The 15,925-nt window shown below is 68.1% G+C and carries 15 protein-coding genes; 10 read left to right on the forward strand and 5 right to left on the reverse strand.

Annotated elements, in window-relative coordinates; all coding sequences use genetic code 11:
* Positions 1-143: 143 nt before the first annotated feature.
* The 4 genes from ACWDNU_RS41360 to ACWDNU_RS41375 are packed head-to-tail and all read left to right on the forward strand — an operon-like array spanning position 144 to position 4,181.
* Positions 144-341, forward strand: coding sequence for a hypothetical protein (locus tag ACWDNU_RS41360; protein ID WP_449672859.1), 198 nt, complete (start codon positions 144-146; stop codon positions 339-341).
* 2 nt (positions 342-343) lie between these two features.
* The gene (locus tag ACWDNU_RS41365; protein WP_449672860.1) at positions 344-1,777 is read left to right on the forward strand and encodes a sodium:solute symporter family protein; all 1,434 of its coding nucleotides are present in this window, start codon (positions 344-346) and stop codon (positions 1,775-1,777) included.
* The gene (locus tag ACWDNU_RS41370; RefSeq protein ID WP_449672861.1) at positions 1,774-2,976 is read left to right on the forward strand and encodes an amidohydrolase family protein; all 1,203 of its coding nucleotides are present in this window, start codon (positions 1,774-1,776) and stop codon (positions 2,974-2,976) included. The genes ACWDNU_RS41365 and ACWDNU_RS41370 overlap by 4 nt, the downstream gene beginning before the upstream one ends.
* Before the next feature lie 41 nt (positions 2,977-3,017).
* Positions 3,018-4,181, forward strand: coding sequence for a low temperature requirement protein A (locus tag ACWDNU_RS41375; protein ID WP_449672871.1), 1,164 nt, complete (start codon positions 3,018-3,020; stop codon positions 4,179-4,181).
* A 79-nt stretch (positions 4,182-4,260) separates the two neighbouring features.
* Here ACWDNU_RS41375 and ACWDNU_RS41380 read toward each other — a convergent pair whose 3' ends face one another.
* Entirely contained in the window at positions 4,261-5,076 is an 816-nt protein-coding gene (locus ACWDNU_RS41380) for an alpha/beta fold hydrolase (RefSeq protein WP_449672862.1), read from the reverse strand.
* Between the two features lie 82 nt (positions 5,077-5,158).
* Between ACWDNU_RS41380 and ACWDNU_RS41385 the strand changes: the two genes are divergently transcribed.
* Both ACWDNU_RS41385 and ACWDNU_RS41390 read left to right on the forward strand, forming a co-directional pair.
* Entirely contained in the window at positions 5,159-5,641 is a 483-nt protein-coding gene (locus ACWDNU_RS41385; RefSeq protein WP_370938949.1) for a pyridoxamine 5'-phosphate oxidase family protein, read from the forward strand.
* Between the two features lie 233 nt (positions 5,642-5,874).
* Positions 5,875-6,252, forward strand: a complete 378-nt coding sequence (locus ACWDNU_RS41390; RefSeq protein ID WP_449672863.1) for a VOC family protein — start codon at positions 5,875-5,877, stop codon at positions 6,250-6,252.
* A gap of 166 nt (positions 6,253-6,418) precedes the next feature.
* Here ACWDNU_RS41390 and ACWDNU_RS41395 read toward each other — a convergent pair whose 3' ends face one another.
* Positions 6,419-7,549, reverse strand: a complete 1,131-nt coding sequence (locus tag ACWDNU_RS41395; RefSeq protein ID WP_449672864.1) for a steroid 3-ketoacyl-CoA thiolase — start codon at positions 7,547-7,549, stop codon at positions 6,419-6,421.
* A gap of 255 nt (positions 7,550-7,804) precedes the next feature.
* On the opposite strand from ACWDNU_RS41395, the gene ACWDNU_RS41400 reads away from it, so the two are divergent.
* The 3 genes from ACWDNU_RS41400 (at position 7,805) to ACWDNU_RS41410 (ending at position 10,985) form a co-directional block, all read left to right on the forward strand.
* Positions 7,805-9,031 (forward strand): cytochrome P450, encoded by a 1,227-nt coding sequence (locus tag ACWDNU_RS41400; protein ID WP_370938947.1) that lies wholly within the window; start codon positions 7,805-7,807, stop codon positions 9,029-9,031.
* Between the two features lie 93 nt (positions 9,032-9,124).
* Entirely contained in the window at positions 9,125-9,910 is a 786-nt protein-coding gene (locus ACWDNU_RS41405) for a transglutaminase-like domain-containing protein (RefSeq protein ID WP_449672865.1), read from the forward strand.
* 43 nt (positions 9,911-9,953) lie between these two features.
* A complete protein-coding gene (locus ACWDNU_RS41410; RefSeq protein WP_449672866.1) occupies positions 9,954-10,985 on the forward strand; it encodes a YhjD/YihY/BrkB family envelope integrity protein in 1,032 nt (343 codons plus the stop codon).
* Between the two features lie 32 nt (positions 10,986-11,017).
* Here the strand turns inward: ACWDNU_RS41410 and ACWDNU_RS41415 are convergent, their stop codons facing one another.
* From ACWDNU_RS41415 to ACWDNU_RS41425, 3 genes are read right to left on the reverse strand one after another with little or no spacing between them, the layout of a single operon-like run.
* Complete coding sequence (locus ACWDNU_RS41415; RefSeq protein WP_449672867.1) at positions 11,018-12,181, reverse strand: thiolase domain-containing protein; 1,164 nt, start codon at positions 12,179-12,181, stop codon at positions 11,018-11,020.
* Complete coding sequence (locus ACWDNU_RS41420; protein WP_449672868.1) at positions 12,178-13,230, reverse strand: thiolase domain-containing protein; 1,053 nt, start codon at positions 13,228-13,230, stop codon at positions 12,178-12,180. The genes ACWDNU_RS41415 and ACWDNU_RS41420 overlap by 4 nt, the downstream gene beginning before the upstream one ends.
* Before the next feature lie 6 nt (positions 13,231-13,236).
* On the reverse strand, positions 13,237-14,220 hold the full coding sequence (locus ACWDNU_RS41425) for a Zn-ribbon domain-containing OB-fold protein (RefSeq protein WP_449672869.1): 984 nt from the start codon (positions 14,218-14,220) through the stop codon (positions 13,237-13,239).
* A gap of 79 nt (positions 14,221-14,299) precedes the next feature.
* On the opposite strand from ACWDNU_RS41425, the gene ACWDNU_RS41430 reads away from it, so the two are divergent.
* Positions 14,300-15,829 (forward strand): acyl-CoA synthetase, encoded by a 1,530-nt coding sequence (locus ACWDNU_RS41430; RefSeq protein ID WP_449672870.1) that lies wholly within the window; start codon positions 14,300-14,302, stop codon positions 15,827-15,829.
* The last annotated feature ends 96 nt before the right edge of the window (positions 15,830-15,925 follow it).

Genomic DNA, 15,925 nt, shown 5'->3' on the forward strand with positions numbered 1-15,925 from the left:
CGCGGCCGAGCCGGATCGCCGAAACCAGGAAGAAGATCCCGCCCAGCACCGCGTATCCGGCCACAGTCGCCAGCGACGGATTCGACGCGCCCGCGACGCCATCAAACACTGCCGAGAGCCGCGCCGTCTGGCAGCGTGTGCGCATGCGTAGCTACTATCTCCCTCCGGTCGTCCCCGTCGTGGCTCTCGTCCTGATGCCGTTCCTCCCCTTCGTCAACTCCTCCGGCCTCTGGCTGGGCTTGCCGAAGATGATGGTCTGGGGCGCGTTGTGGTGTCTGATGTTCACTCCTGCCCTGTTGCTGTCCGAGCGGCTCATGGCTCGCAGCGGACAGGAGGATTGACGATGATCCTGGCCTTTACGCTCGTTGGCATCGTGTTGATCGGCGTGCTCGGCTTCGTCGGGCGGCGCCGGCCTGCTGCGGATCTTGCGGAGTGGACCGTGGGCGGGCGCAAGTTCGGCGCGCTCACCATGTGGTTCTTGCAGGCCGGTGAGGTCTTCACGACCTTCACCTTCCTCGGCATGGCCGGGTTGGCGTTTTCGGGTGGCGTGGCGGCGATGTATGCGCTGCCGTACGTGCCGATCGCTTACGTGGTCCTGTTTTTTCTTGCCAAGCGGATTTGGCGGATGGGCAAGGAGCGCGGGTACCTGACCCAGGGCGACTTCCTCGAGGACCGGTTTTCCAGCCGTGCGTTGGGCACGGTGTCGGCGATCCTTGGCGTCGTGTTCGTGTTGCCGTATCTGCAACTGCAGATTACCGGGCTCGGACTGATCGTCCGGCTGGTGACGGGTGATCATGCGTCTGGGACGCTCAGCATGATCGCGGGCAGTGTGCTGGTGGTCGCGTTCGTGTTGTGGGCTGGGTTGCGCGGGGTGGCGGCGACGTCGTACTTCAAGGACGCGATCATGCTTGTCGTACTCGTGGTGCTGATCATCGCGGTGCCCGCGCATTTCGCCGGCGGCGTCTCCGGGGTGTTCCACAAGATCGACCAGTTGCATCCGGAGAAGTTGTTCGTGCACGCCGGGGCGAACGATCACACGTGGTTCATCACCAGCATGCTGGTGAGTGCGATCGGTGTCGGGCTGATGACGTTGCCGCATACGTGGCCCGCGTTGATGTCGGCGCGGGATCCGAAGGTGTTGCGGCGCAATTACACCTGGATGCCGGTGTACGAGCTTTGCCTGTTGCTGCCGATGATCATCGGCTTCGCGGCGATTCTGGTGGTGCCCAAGGGAAGCGACCCGAACGGCGTGTTGCTGACGTTGAGCAAGGACGCGTTGCCGGGGTGGGTCACCGGGCTCGTGGTTGTCGCGGCGACCGCGACCGCGATGGTGCCCGCGGCGGGGATTCTGATCGGTATTTCCTCGCTGGTGGCCCGAAACATCACCCGGGTGCGCAGCGAGCGCAAGCAGTTCTGGATCAATCACGGGACGGTCGTGCTGGCCAGTGCGCTCGCTCTGGTGCTCGGCATCTTCCGGCCGGACCTGCTGGCGAACCTGCTGCTGCTCACCTACTCGGGATCGGTGCAGTTGGCTCCGGCGAATCTGCTGGGCTTCCTGAAGAAGGTCCCGGTCGGCAAGGGCCCGGTGTTCGCCGGGCTGCTGGCGGGCGAGGTCGTGGTGATCTGGCTGACCTTTGTGGACACCAAGCTCGTCGGCACGGTGAACGTCGGGCTGGTCGGGCTGGCGGTTAACGTGGTCGTGCTCGCGATCGCGGCAGCCATCGAACGGGCCGTGACCCGGTCCGGAGACGTTGTGCAGACAGGAGAACCGGTATGACGCGGACCCTTTTCACCGGCGGCACGGTGTTCGACGGGACGGGCAGCCCGCCCGCGGCGGCGGACGTCGCGGTCGAGGACGGCCGGATCGTCGAGGTCGGCACGGGCCTCGACGGCGACCGCGCGGTGGACTGCGCCGGCGCGATGCTGCTGCCCGGCATGTTCGACTGCCACGTGCACGTCACGGTGTCGGATCTCGGGTTGCTGCAGCGGGTGCAGAAGCCGTTCTCGTACCAGTTCTACGAGGCGGCCCGGAACCTGTGGACCACGCTGAAACTCGGCATCACCACGGTGCGCGACGCCGCCGGGGCCGACCTCGGCATCAAACAGGCGGTCGCGGACGGCCTGATTCCCGGGCCCCGCCTGGAAATCGCGGTCGGCCTGATCAGCCCGACCGGCGGGCACGGCGACGGCTGGATGCCGTCCGGGCATTGCGTTCCGCTGTCGCTCCCGCACCCCGGTCGCCCGAGCGCGCTGGCGGACGGTCCCGACGAGATGCGCCGGGTCGCGCGCACCCTGTTGCGAGCCGGGGCCGACGTGCTGAAGGTCTGCACCACCGGCGGCGTGCTTTCGCCACGGGACGATCCGAGGCATTCGCAGTTCACGCCTGAGGAACTGGACGTCCTGGTCGCCGAGGCGACCATGCAGGGGCGGGCGGTGATGGCCCACGCGCAGGGTTCGGAGGGGATCAAGAACGCCGTCCGCGCCGGGATCCGGTCGATCGAACACGGCATCTACCTCGACGACGAGGCGATCGACCTGATGCTCGCGCGCGGCACCTGGCTGGTCCCGACGCTGGTGGCGCCGGTGAACGTCATCCGCGCGGCGGCCGCGGGCGCGGCGTTGCCGGACGCCGTGGTGCAGAAGGCGAAAGAGGTCGCGGAGGTGCACCTGGATTCGGTGCGCCGGGCAGTCGCGGCCGGGGTCCGGATCGCGATGGGCACCGACAGCGGCGTCGGCCCGCACGGGACGAACCTCGAAGAGCTGGAGCTGATGCGCTCCGCCGGGATGAGCCCGGCGGACGTGCTGGTCGCCGCCACGTCGTCGGCTGCCCAGCTGCTGGGCAAGGATGCAGAACTGGGCCGGTTGGCTCCGGGCTATCGTGCGGACCTCGTGGTTGTTTCGGGCGATATTTACGATTTCCCGGCGTTGGCGGGGAACGTTCGGGAAGTGTGGCAGGACGGAGCGCGTGCGGTTTAGGACGGCGGTTTCATGATCACGGCATACTGTCCGCCGTGATCATGAAAACCGAGGAACGCCACGCGTCCTGGCTCGAACTCTTCTTCGACCTGGTCGCGGTCGCCGGCGTCGCCCAGCTTTCGCACCTCGTGCGCGGAACGACCTCCTGGAGCGACGCCGGCCTCTACGTCGTGTGCTTCCTCGCGTTCTGGACCGCGTGGATGTGCTTCACCGTGTACGGCAACGTCACCGGCGCCGCGGCCCGCACCATGCCAGTGCTGCTCGCGATGGCCGGGCTGGTTTTCATGGCCGGTTCGGTGCACGACCTCGGCGAGCACGCGCAGGGCTTCGCCTTCTCCTACGTGGCGGTGCGCGCGCTCGCGAGCCGGGTTTGGGAAGGCCGGGAAAACACGCGGATCATCGTCGAATGGCCGGTGGTGCACGCCGGGATGGGCGTCGTGCCGTGGGTGGTTTCGTTCTGGGTAGAGGGGCCGTGGAAGTACGCGCTGTGGGCGCTTGGGCTGGGGATCGACCTGGTGGCCGGGCTGACCATGTCGGGCGAACAGGTCGCGGCCAAGGTGGCGGAACGGGTCTCCCAGTCCAGGCGCCCGGCGCCCGGGCTGGCTTTCGCGCATCTGGACCTCGCGCATTTCGGCGAGCGGCTGGGGCTTTTCACGATCATCGTGCTGGGCGAGGGCGTTCTGACGGTCACCGACGCGATGACCGAGATCCCGGACTGGGAATGGCCGTTGCTCTCGACCGTTCTCGGGGTTCTGGCGCTGCTCGCGGCTTTGTGGGGCGCGGCGCTGTTCCAGGGATTCGGCGGGATTCCCTATCTGTCCCAGACCGCTTGGGGGCCCAGGGTTTTGCTGCCGGTGCATTGTCTGGTGGCGGGTCTGCTGGCCGCGCTGGCGGCGGGTTTCGGGGATGCCGTGGAGTCTGTCGAGCACGGGCACATCGCCGCGGGGACGCGGTGGATGCTGTGCGGGTGCGTCGCGGCGTTCACGATGGTGGGCGCGGCCGCGCGGGTGGCTTCCAAGACGTGGAAGCGGTGGGATTTCGTCGCGGTGCTCGCCGGGGCGGGGATTCCGGCTGTTCTCGGCACGGTCGGCGGCGGCCTGACTCCGGCGCGGTTCTTGTGGCTGCTGCTGTTGGCGATTGTGCCGGGGTTGATACGGGAGTTTCCGCGGCGGAAGCGGGTTGCCGCGCCCGCTTCCGCCGCGTGAAGGTCGCCTCCTGGACCATCGCGGTTCGTGAGGGGAACCCTGAGGGAATCTGATTCCCTCAGGGTTCCCCTCACGGCTTTCAGGCGTTGGCGAGGAGTTCCTTCAGCGCGGCAGCGAATTTGGCCGGATTCCGTTGCGGCGCCAGGTGCGCACCCGGCGTTTCGGTGAACGGCAACCCCAGTTCGAGCGCGAGGATCTTGGCGGGCTGGTAGTGATACCAGCCGCGGCTGGCCTCCCCGGCGACCGGCACGATCTCGGTGTTCGTGCGGCGCAGCGCACGCAAGTCCGGCAGATAGTCGAAGAACTCGGTCAACTCGCGGTCGAACAGCCGGAGCCAGTCGCTTTCGTTGGGCAGCCGCAGATTCGGCAGGTCCGGCAAGGCGGCCCCGGCGATCCCGTCTGCGAACCGTTTGACCGCGCCCATCAGGTCACCCGAACGGGCCAACCGCACCTGCGCCGCCGCGGCCTCGAGAATCCCGGCGGCGTCCGGCATCAGCTGGATCGCGGGCGGTTCGTGCGCGACGAACGCGGCCACCCGATCCGGATACCGCGCGACGAGGTCCAGCCCGATCAGCGCGCCGGCACTGGTCCCGAACATCGAAACCGGCCCGCTCCCGCCGACGTGGGCGAGGACGGCGAGCGCGTCGTCCGCCTGCCGGGACACCGGGACGGGTCCGGTCGTGGTGTCCGTGCTGGCGAAATGCCCGCGCCGGTCGTAGGTGATCACGGTGAAGTCCGTGCGCAAAAGCTTGACCAGCGCCCGGAACGAGTCCGCCGCGCCGGTCCCGCCGGGGACCAGCAACAGCAGCGGTCCCTCGCCGGTCGTGCGGACGGCCAGCTCGCCGCCCTCGACCGGACAGCGATGCTCGGCAGTCTCCGCATCTTCCGCGATCATGCCGAGAGTCAAGCACAACCCGAGTCACCCGATCGCTTCCGGGACGCCGGTTTTTGTCGGTGGCGGGTGCGAGACTCCGGGAATGACGAGTTGGGATGAGTTCAGTGCCGCCGCCCCGTCGCTGGCCTCGCGCGTACGAGCCCGCTTCGCCGCCGCGGATTCGCACGTCCTGGCCACGCTCCGACGCGACGGATCGCCCCGGGTGAGCGGCTCGGAGATCGACTTCCGGGACGGCGAGGCCTACCTCGGGTCGATGCTCGACGCCCGCAAAGCTCGCGACCTCCAGCGCGACGACCGCTTCGCCCTCCACGCTTACCCCGGCATCGAGGAAGGCGGCGACGCGAAGATCGCCGGTCACGCAGTGGAGATCACCGACGCGGCGGAGGTGGCGCGGATCCAGGAGGGGCAGGAGAGCCACCTGTTCCGGCTGGACCTGCGGGAGGCCGTGGTGACGTGGGTGGAGGACAACACGCTGTGGGTTGAGTCGTGGCACCCGGGGAGCTGGGTGCGCTTCGCAAGGCCGGACAACGGTCCGGCGGTGCGGACGGAGCTGGAGCTGGGGTGAAGGGGAGGGATGACGGCGGCTTGAGGAGGTCGGCTGGTTGAGGTGAGGTGGCTGGATGGCGTGGGGGAGCGAGCCGGTTGAGGTGAGGTGGCTGGAAGGCGTGGCGGGGCCAGCCCGTTGAGGTGAGGTGGCCCGCGTGTAGTGGCGATGCACGCCGGTCGAGGTGAGTTGGCCAGGCGGGGCTGTGAGCGGGAACAGCCCGGGCAAGCCAGCCGAAGCTCTAACCTGGGCTGATGAAACTCACGTCCACCGTGCTCGACGCGCCCGAACCTCGGGCGCTGGCCGAGTTCTACCGGGAGTTGCTCGGGTGGCCGATCGGCACTGACGAGCCGGAGTGGGTCACCTTGCGTCCGCCGGAAGGCGGGGCGGGGCTGTCGTTTCAGCTGGAGGAGCAGTATGTGCCGCCGGTGTGGCCGGCCAGCGCCGGGGAGCAGCAGATGCAGCTGCACCTCGACTTCGAGGTCGACGGTCGCTCCGCATTGGCGGCCGCCGTCGCGAAGGCGGCCGCCGCGGGTGCGCGGGTGGCGGAGTTTCAGCCGCAACAGGATGTGCGGGTGTTGCTGGACCCGGCCGGGCATCCGTTCTGCTTCTGGACAGACGACCGGCCCTGACGAACCTAGCCGGGGTCGCGTGCCCCGAGAAATACGCTGGGCGCGGCGGATTTTCCCGCGCGCGCGACAGCGGCAGCATCGATCCCGTCGGGTCCAACCGCGAGAGTTTCATTGCCACAGCGGAAGGAACGCGGTGCCAGCCAGCAGAAAAGCCGGGCCGGGCAGCTCACATCCGTTCCAAAATCGTCGCCGTAGCCATCGCGCCGCCAGCGCACATCGACACCAGCGCCGTAGTCTTGTCCTGTCGCTCCAGCTCATGCAACGCCGTAGTCAACAGCCGAGCCCCGGTGCTTCCCACCGGATGTCCCAAAGCGATGGCCCCGCCGTTGACGTTCACCCGCGACTCGTCCGGATTGTGCATGCGCTGCCACGAAAGCACGACCGACGCGAATGCCTCGTTCACCTCGAACAGGTCCACGTCGCCGATCTTCATCCCGGCCGCGTCCAAAACCCGCGCAGTGGCTTGAACCGGACCGTCCAGGTGGTAGTACGGCTCCGCTCCGACCAATGCCTGCCGCCGGATTCGGGCGCGCGGACGCAGGCCCAGTGAGCGGGCCAGCGAAGCGTCCATGATCAGCACGGCGGCGGCGCCGTCGGAGATTTGGGACGACGAGCCGGCCGTGTGGATTCCGTCCGGTACCACCGGCTTCAGCCGGGCCAGACCCTCCATTGTGGTCTCTCGCAGTCCCTGATCCCGGTCCACCACACCGGCTTCCGTGGCGACCGGCACGATCTCCCGCGTGAAATGTCCGGCGGCCCAAGCCGCGGCGGCATTGCGCTGGGACCGCACGCCGAAAGCGTCGACGTCTTCGCGCGTGATGCCTCGACGGGCCGCGATCCGTTCTGCCGCACCGTATTGGTCCGGCATGTCGATCGACCACGCGTCCGGTTTGGGGGAGCCGACGCCCTCGCCGCGGTTCGCGCCAAGAGGCACGCGGCTCATCGCTTCGGCCCCGCACGCCACGCCCACGCTGATCGCGTCCGCCGCGATCAGGCCGGCGATCAGGTGTGCGGCCTGCTGCGCCGAACCGCATTGTGCGTCGATCGTCGTGGCTCCGGTCGATTCCGGCAGGCCCGCGTGCAGCCACGCGGTGCGGGTCAGGTTGCCGCACTGCTCGCCCGCCTGCGTGACCGCTCCGCCGATCACCTGCTCCACCTGGGCCGGGTCGATGCCGGCCCGGTCGACCACGCCGCGCACGGCCGCGCCCAGCAGTTCGGCCGCGTGCAGGCCGGACAGCCAGCCGCCGCGCTTGCCGATCGGCGTGCGTGCCGCGGCCACGATCACCGGTTCGCCCACGAGTGTCCCCTTTCCGAGCTTTCCTACCCGCAAAACTAGAACACGTTCCTATTTAGCACAAGCAGGCCCACGAAAGAGCGGAAGTCGATCACTGAAGACTGAGCTAGCGCTCACCTGCGCGGATCGTATCTGGAACGGTAAAGTAAACAGGTTTCACTCAAGCGGGTTCCGTTGGTAAACACCGTATGCTCTACTGGGGTCATAGAACGCGTTGCAGTTGGGTATCACCGCCGATCCCGCGCAGGAGGCCAAGCCGTGGCAGCCCCGCTTTTGCCCGCCGGTTTCGACTTCACCGATCCGGACCTCTACGCCAGCCGGCTGCCCCTGGAGGAGTTCGCCGAACTCCGCCGCACGGCGCCCGTCTGGTGGAACCCGCAGCCGCACAACACCGCCGGATTCGGCGACGACGGCTACTGGGTCGTCACGCGACACGCCGACGTCAAGGCGGTCTCGCGCGACAGCGAGCTCTACTCGTCGAGGGAAAAGACCGCGATCATCCGGTTCGACGACCAGATGACCGCCGAGGGCCTCGACGCCAACCGGCTCGTCCTGCTGAACATGGACGCGCCGCAGCACACCAAGCTCCGCCGCATCGTGTCGAAGGGGTTCACCCCGCGCTCGATCGCGAAGCTCGAAGACACGCTGCGCGACCGCGCCGAGCGAATCGTCCACGAGGCCAAGAAAAAGGGCTCGGGCGACTTCGTCACCGACGTCGCGTGCGAGCTGCCGCTGCAGGCGATCGCCGAGCTGATCGGCGTCCCGCAGGAGGACCGGCTCAAGATCTTCGACTGGTCCAACCAGATGATCGCCTACGACGACCCGGAATACGACCTCGAGCCGATCGCCGCGTCCGCGGAACTCGTCGGCTACGCCTGGAACATGGCCGAGGACCGCCGCCGCTGCCCGATGGACGACATCGTCACCAAGCTCGTCCAGGCCGACGTCGACGGCGAATCGCTCGGCTCCGACGAGTTCGGCTTCTTCGTGATCCTGCTGGCCGTCGCGGGCAACGAGACCACCCGCAACGCCATCACGCACGGCATGAAGGCGTTCCTCGACCACCCGGAGCAGTGGGACCTCTTCAAGGAGAAGCGCCCGAAGACCGCGCCGGACGAGATCGTCCGCTGGGCGACGCCGGTCGTCGCGTTCCAGCGCACCGCGACCCGCGACACCGAACTGGGCGGCGCGCAGATCCGCAAGGGCGACCGCGTCGGGATGTTCTACAGCTCGGCCAACTTCGACCCCGAGGTCTTCGACGAGCCCGGCAAGTTCGACATCATGCGCGAGGACAACCAGCACGTCGGCTTCGGCGGCACCGGTTCGCACTACTGCATCGGCGCGAACCTGGCCCGGCTGGAGATCGACCTGATCTTCAACGCGATCGCCGACGTGATGCCGAACATCGCCGAGGCGGCCGCGCCCGAGCGGCTGCGTTCCAGCTGGCTCAACGGGATCAAGCACTACCAGGTCCGCTACGCCTGAGCAGACTGGGCAGACCGGGCAGCCTGAGCAGGCGAAACGCCCGGGCGGCGCACCTGACCGGCAACGAGCACGACGCACCGGCATGATGGCCCCGTGCGCACGACGGTAGACGTGGAATTCGGCGTCCGGGTGACGAAACCCGGCCTCGCCGCGGTTTCGGTCGCCGCCGTGCGCGCGGACGCCGGTGAACTCACCGTGTCCGACGCCGGTTCCGCGCGCACCGCCGAGTTCGAACACGGCACTCGCGCGGAGGTTTACGACCTCGCCGAGGGCGAGCATCGCGTCGCCTATCACGGCGAGCGCGTGCTGCACCGAGGCAACGCTGAACCCGTCACGCTCGCCGACGTCGCGCGCTACACGCGGCCGAGCCGGTACTGCCCGTCCGACCGGATGGGCGGACTCCTGCCGCTGGGCATCGGTGATCTGGCCACCGCGCGGGAGCGGGTGCAGGCGATCGTCGAGCACGTGCACCGCCGGCTCGCGTACGTCGTCGGCTCCAGCAGTCCGACCCACGACGCCATCGACACGCTTCTCGCTGGCGAAGGCGTGTGTCGCGACTTCGCACACGTATGCGTCGCGCTGTGCCGACTCGTGGACGTCCCCGCGCGCTACACCTCGGTGTACGCGCCGGGCTTGCAGCCGATGGACTTTCACGCGGTCTTCGAAGCAGGCATCGACGGCCGCTGGTACGTCTTCGACGCCACCCGGCTGGCCCCGCGCCAAACCATGCTCCGCATCGCGACCGGACGCGACGCCGCCGACACCCCGTTCCTCGCGACGCTGGGCTGCGAACTTGACTTCCTCGGCGCGACCGTCTTCGCCACGACCGACGAGCCGCTGCCGCGTGACGACGGGCACGCCCCGGTCGTACTGGCCTGAATGCGTGTCTTTTGCGACAAACAGCGCGTCCGCTGGGTAGACAGTGACAGTGAAGCGTTCCCGCAAGACCCCTGGGCCGAGCAGATGGGCCCGCGCGCGTGCCCGGTATCGATGGCTGGACCACATCGCTCGCGCCACCAACCGGTACATCGACTACGGCGGCTACCACTACGTCGCGTCGATTACCTACTTCAGCCTGCTGTCGCTGGTGCCGATCCTGATGCTGTCGTCGTCGGCGGCCGGGTTCGTCCTGGCGACGCAGCCGCATCTGCTCGACGCGCTGGTGCGCGGCATCTCCGGTTCGCTGCCCGGCCCGATCGGCGAGCAGGTGTCGTCGATCCTGACCGGGTTCGTGGAGCAGCGCACCGGCGTCGGGGTCGCCGGTCTGGTCGTGGGCCTGTACTCGGGCTGGAACTGGATGAACGCGCTGCGGGACGCGCTCACCGCGATGTACGGACAGAACCGGTCCGAGGGGCCGCTGCTGCGCACGATCCTGACCGACGTGCTGGCGTTGCTCGGTCTGGCCGCGGCGCTGCTGGTGTCGTTCGGGATCTCGGTGTCCGGCACCGCGGTCGGCCGTTCGCTGCTGGGGCTGGTCGGCGTCGAGGACACGAGCTGGGGGCACAATCTGCTGTCGTTCGTCTCGGTGCCGCTGGCGCTGCTCGCCGACTGGATGGTTTTCCTGTGGGTGCTCACCCGGCTGCCGCGGGAACGCGTCGGCTGGCGCAGCGCGATGCGCGGCGCGGTCGCGGCGGCAGTGGGGTTCGAGCTGTTGAAGCAGGCCGGCGGGTTCTACTTGAACTTGATCAGCAAATCGCCGTCCGGCGTGGCGTTCGGCTCGGTGATCGGTCTGCTGTTCTTCATCTCGCTGATCGCGCGGATGCTCGTGTACATCACCGCCTGGACCGCCACCGCCCGTGACGCGCCGCGCAAACCGGTCCAGCCCCCGGCCGCGACGCAGCTACGCCCGATCATCGCGCCCAAACAGCACAGCGCGCGGGCTGCGGTGCTGGGCGCGGTGATCGGGGCGCTGGGGACACTCTTCGCGTTGAGGGGGCGGCGGAAGGACTCGTGAGTGTTGATCACGGTTCTAACCGGGATTGCCGCTCACGAGGGCTTGGCCGCTCCCACCACCCACATGCTGTAGTACTGCGAGCCGCCGCCGTAGGCGTGTCCTAATGCGACTCGGGCACCGTCCACTTGGTAATCGCCAGCGCGGCCCATCACCTGCTTCGCCGCTTCGGAGAACCGCAGCATCCCGGACGCACCAATAGGATTCGACGACAGCACGCCGCCCGACGGGTTCACCGGCAGTCGTCCGCCGATCGCGGTGTCGCCGGCCTCGGTGATCTTCCAGCCTTCGCCTTCGGCGGCGAAGCCGAGGTTTTCCAGCCACATCGGCTCGAACCAGGAGAACGGCACGTAGATCTCCGCGACGTCCACTTCGGACAGCGGATCGGTGATGCCCGCGTCGCGCCACAACGCGGCCGCGGCGTCACGTCCGGCTTGCGGGCTGACCTGGTCGCGTCCGGCGAACGTCGTGGGCTCGGTCCGCATCGCCGTCGAGTGGATCCAGGCCGCGCCGCCCGGAACAGCGTCTCCGGCGGCTTCGTCGCCAAGCACCATCGCGCAGGCGCCATCGGAGGACGGACACGTTTCGTCGTACCGGATCGGGTCCCACAGCATCTGTGACGCCTGCACCGACTCGACCGTGATGTCGGACTGTTGCAAGTGCGCGAACGGATTCAGCGCGCCATTGCGTCGATCCTTCGCCGCCACGATCGCGCCGATGTGTTCGGGCGCACCGGAGCGGCGGATGTAAGACCGCACGTGCGGCGCGAAGTAGCCACCGGCTCCAGCGCCGACCGGCATCTGGAACGGCGGCAGGATCGACAAGCCCCACATCGCGTTCGACTCGGACTGCTTCTCGAACGCCACCGTCAGCACGCGCCGGTGCACGCCGGACTGGACCAGCGAAGCGGCGACCAGCGCGGTCGACCCGCCGACCGATCCCGCGGTGTGCACGCGAATCAACGGCTTTCCGTTCGCGCCCAACGCGTCCGCGAGGAACAGCTCGGGCATCATGACGCCCTCGAACAGGTCCGGCGCCTTGCCGATCACGACGGCCTCGATGTCGTCCCAGCCGACCTGGGCGTCCGCCATCGCGCGGTCGATCGCTTCGCGGAGCAGACCGGCCATCGACACGTCGGTGCGCTTAGCGCGGTGGTGCGTCTGCCCGGTCCCGAGCACCGCGGCGAGCTGCTTGGTCATCGTGCCTCCAGCACGGCGAGGAGGTTCTGCTGCAGGGCGGGTCCGCTGGTGGCGTGGGCGAGCGTCTTGGCCGCCTCGCCGCGATGGATCCGCGTGGCGGCCTCGCCGATCCGCGCGAGACCGGCGGAGAACATCGGATTCCCGGTGAGCGCGCCGCCGGACGGGCTGATCCGCACGCTGTCATCGAAGCCGAGTTCGCGGCGCAGGATGAGTTCCTGGTGCGTGAACGGCGCGTGCAGTTCGGCCAGTTCGACGCCGTCGAGATCAAGCCGGGCCGCAGCAATGGCAGTGGACGGGGAGCGGGTGAGGTCGCGCGCGCCCAGGACGGGGGAGTCGATGCGATGCTCCAGCCCGGAGATGATCGCGGGCCGCTCGACGAGGTCGCGGGCTCGTTCCTCCGACGCCAGGATGATCACCGACGCGCCGTCTGTCACCGGCGCGATGTCATGTGCGCGAAGGGGATCGGCGACGTACGGAGTGTCGAGCAGATCGGCGACGTCCACGGTTCCGGACAGCTGCGCGGCCGGATTGTTCACCGCGTCCGCGCGCGATCGGGCGGCGACTTCGGCCAGGTCCTTTTCGGACCACAGCCCGCCTTCGAGGCCCAATCGGGCCTGCAGACCGGCGATCGCCAGCGAATCGGGCCACAGTGGAGTGACGAGGTACGGGTCGAGCTGCATCGCCATGACGCGGCGGAGCTGCCCGGCGCTGGCTTTGCCGAAGCCGTACACGAGCGCGGTGTCGACCTCGCCGGTGCGGATCTTCAGCCACGCCTCGTACAGCGCCCACGCGGCGTCCATTTCCACATGGGACTCGTTGATCGGCGGGAACGCGCCCAGCGCGTCGACCGCGGCGATGAACGAAAACGCACGCCCGGCAAGGTAATCCGATGATCCGGAGCACCAGAACCCGATGTCTTGTTTGGACAGTCCGGTGGCGGCGAACGCCTCGGCGAGGATCGGCACGAGCATTTCCACGCCATTGGTGGTGCCCTCGGTCTTGCGGACGTTGGGCGCCTGCGCGAAACCGGCTACGGCTACTTCAGGCATGGTTCCTCACAGGTGGTGGGCGAAGGTCTCGTACGCGGCGTCCGGCTCGCCGGTGGGCTCGAAGTGGCTGATGTTCTCCAGCGACGTCCACCATTCCTCGCGCGGCCGCCAGTTGGCGCGCACGCGCATGCCCATCCGGACGTCCTCCGCGGCACAGCCGAGCACGAGGTGCAGGAAGGCGATGTCGGCCCCGTCGAGCAGGATGTACGCCGCGACGTACGGCGGTTTGATGCGCTGGCCGAGGAACGGCACGTTGACGATGCAGAACGTCGTGACGATGCCGGTGTCGGGCAGTTCCACCTCGTCGGTGGTCGGCACGCCGTCCACCGGGCACGCGCCGCGCGGCGGGATGTAGACCTTGCCGCACTCCGGGCAGCGCTGACCGAGCATCCGGCCTTCGGCGAGGCCGCGCAGGTACCGGCTTTCCTCCGGCGACGCGGAATGCTGGTACTTCAGGTGCACTGGCGTGATGATCACGCTGACCGGCGCGCCCTCTTCGCGTTTCGCCACCGGCGGGGGAGCCTCGGTGGGGGTGGTGTCCGGCGCGTCCGCAGGCAGAAAGTATGCGATGTCGCGGATGTGGCCGACGGTCTCGTCCGCCCACCGCACGCGCACGCGCTGTCCGATGTGGACATTGTCCGGGGAACCGGCGTCGAGCGCGTGCAGCAGACTGGTGTCCGCGCCGTCGAGTTTCACCAGCACCCAGGCGAACGGACGCGACAGCGGCTGGCCGTCGAGCGGATCCGCGCACCAGGACCAGGAAACGACAACGCCTTCCGCGCTCACCGGGACGAACTCCGTCAACGGGTCCGCGGTGGCCGGGTCGTACTCGACCGGCGGCACGTGCACGCGTCCGTCGCTGCCGCGCACGCCCTCGATCCGGCGTTCGCGCAGGGCGTTGACGAAGCGGCCGAGCACCGGGCCGGTGGAACGGGTGTAGTCGAAGCCGACGTTGAGCGGCGCCGACAGAGGGGCATCCGAAACCGTCACGGCTTCGAGTGAAACACGTTCTCGAATCCGAGGCAAGGAACCTGTTGTGTCTATGTGGAACGCGTTCTAGATTTGGAAGATGGACCTGGGACTGTGGACCATCGCCGCGGCCGAGCCCGCCCGGGTGGCGCTGGTGGATCCGGACGGGCGGGAAATCTCCTACGGCGAACTGACGGCGAAAGCCAACCGGTACGCGTCAGGCTTGCGAGAGCTGGGGCTCGGCGTCGGCGATTCGGTGGTGCTGCTGCTGCCGAACGGCGACGACCTGGTCGCGGCGTACTTCGCGGCGATCCAGACCGGGCTGTACGTGGTGGTGGTGAACTGGCACCTCGTCGGTCCGGAAGTCGCGTACATCCTCTCCGACAGCGGGGCCAAGGCGTTTCTGGCGCATGAGCGGTTCGCTGAGGTGGCGGTGGCGGCGGCTGACGAGGCTGGGTTGCCTGCTTCGGCGCGGTTCGCCGTCGGCTCGGTGCCGGGCTTCCGTCGTGCCGAGGAATTGGGCGCTGGGTTGGGCGACGGGCGGCCGGACGATCGGACCGCTGGTTCGCCGATGCTCTACACCTCTGGCACGACTGGGCGGCCTAAGGGCGTCAAGCGGCCGTTGACCGGGGCTGATCCGGATCAGGTGCCTGCTGCGTCTACATGGTTCTTCGGGGTGTTCGGGCTGCAGCCGTTCGATGATCATGTGCATTTGTGCGGGTCTCCGCTGTATCACACGGCGGTGCTGAATTTTGTGGCTATTTCGCTGCAGCTGGGGCATACCGCGGTGTTGATGGACCGGTGGGACGCCGAGGAAATGCTGCGGTTGATCGAGCGGCATCGGGTCACGCACAGCCATATGGTGCCGACTCAGTTCCGGCGGTTGCTTGGCCTGCCGGAGGAGGTGCGCGCGAAATACGACCACAGCTCGTTGCGGGTGATGATTCACGGGGCTGCGCCTTGTCCGCTTGAGGTCAAGCGGCAGATGCTGGAGTGGTGGGGACCGGTGGTTACCGAGTACTACGCGGCCACCGAAGGCGGCGGGACGGTGATCAACGGCGAGGACTGGTTGCGGAAGCCCGGGTCGGTTGGGTTGCCGTGGCCGGGGTCGACGATCAAGATCCTCGACGATGCCGGTGACGAGGTGCCTACGGGCGAGACCGGTGCGGTTTACATGAAGATGGGCGACTCGAAGTTCGAGTATCACCGGGACAAGGCCAAGACTGAGAAGGCTCGGGTCGGGGATTTGTTCACGTTGGGTGACGTCGGGCATCTTGACGAGGACGGGTATCTGTTCTTGCACGATCGCAAGGCGGACATGATCATTTCCGGCGGGGTGAATATTTATCCGGCGGAGATTGAGGGCGAGCTGGTGATGCACCCGAAGATCGCGGACGTCGCCGTGTTCGGCATCCCGCACGAGGATTGGGGCGAGGAGATCAAGGCTGTGGTGCAGCCTGCGGACGGCGTTGAGGGGTCGGACGAGTTGACTGCTGAGCTGCTCGCGTATGCGGAGACTCGGTTGGCTCGGTTCAAGTTGCCTCGGTCGGTGGATTACTTGCCTGAGTTGCCTCGGGATCCCAATGGGAAGCTGTACAAGCGGAAGTTGCGGGATCAGTACGTGTCGTGAGAGTGGGGCCCACCACCCCGAAGCTGATTGTGACTACGGCGCGGGGGTGCTTGTCAAGGCGCGACGGGCTCGTCGGGGTTGTCGGTGTAGTCGCGG

This window comes from Amycolatopsis sp. NPDC003676, from assembly GCF_053587275.1.

What these genes read in the sequence shown, in the direction of transcription:
- ACWDNU_RS41390 (WP_449672863.1), top strand. Translation starts at nt 5,875, where the DNA reads ATGAAACTCACGTCCACCGTGCTCGACGCGCCCGAACCTCGGGCGCTG.
- ACWDNU_RS41365 (WP_449672860.1), top strand. Translation starts at nt 344, where the DNA reads ATGATCCTGGCCTTTACGCTCGTTGGCATCGTGTTGATCGGCGTGCTC.
- ACWDNU_RS41375 (WP_449672871.1), top strand. Translation starts at nt 3,018, where the DNA reads ATGAAAACCGAGGAACGCCACGCGTCCTGGCTCGAACTCTTCTTCGAC.
- ACWDNU_RS41370 (WP_449672861.1), top strand. Translation starts at nt 1,774, where the DNA reads ATGACGCGGACCCTTTTCACCGGCGGCACGGTGTTCGACGGGACGGGC.
- ACWDNU_RS41415 (WP_449672867.1), bottom strand. Translation starts at nt 12,181, where the DNA reads ATGACCAAGCAGCTCGCCGCGGTGCTCGGGACCGGGCAGACGCACCAC.
- ACWDNU_RS41420 (WP_449672868.1), bottom strand. Translation starts at nt 13,230, where the DNA reads ATGCCTGAAGTAGCCGTAGCCGGTTTCGCGCAGGCGCCCAACGTCCGC.
- ACWDNU_RS41430 (WP_449672870.1), top strand. Translation starts at nt 14,300, where the DNA reads ATGGACCTGGGACTGTGGACCATCGCCGCGGCCGAGCCCGCCCGGGTG.
- ACWDNU_RS41360 (WP_449672859.1), top strand. Translation starts at nt 144, where the DNA reads ATGCGTAGCTACTATCTCCCTCCGGTCGTCCCCGTCGTGGCTCTCGTC.
- ACWDNU_RS41380 (WP_449672862.1), bottom strand. Translation starts at nt 5,076, where the DNA reads ATGATCGCGGAAGATGCGGAGACTGCCGAGCATCGCTGTCCGGTCGAG.
- ACWDNU_RS41385 (WP_370938949.1), top strand. Translation starts at nt 5,159, where the DNA reads ATGACGAGTTGGGATGAGTTCAGTGCCGCCGCCCCGTCGCTGGCCTCG.